The following is a 209-nucleotide window of genomic DNA, read 5'->3' on the forward strand; positions in this document are numbered from 1 at the left end:
GCCACAGACTGCGTTTAGGGCGAAGGGCCGCATCAATAACGGCTTCTGCCTGACCTTCGTCTTCCAGTGGTTCATCCACTGTCGCCGGAGAAAAAGTCTGCGCCTCCGTATCGTTGAACATTTGCTGTGCTTTAAATGCCGTGTTTGGTTCCACTTCCAGTGGACCTGAGAAATCGATACGCGGTTTTAACGGCTCGCTCATCGCAATT

The 209-nt window shown here is 52.2% G+C and carries 1 pseudogene; it reads right to left on the minus strand.

The features are described from left to right. Positions 1–202 (minus strand): annotated as a pseudogene (locus FDX22_RS20640) (TIGR01620 family protein); the annotation flags it as partial. Positions 203–209: the final 7 nt, after the last annotated feature.

Source organism: Citrobacter sp. TBCS-14 (genome assembly GCF_005280805.1).
Classification (GTDB): domain Bacteria; phylum Pseudomonadota; class Gammaproteobacteria; order Enterobacterales; family Enterobacteriaceae; genus Citrobacter; species Citrobacter gillenii.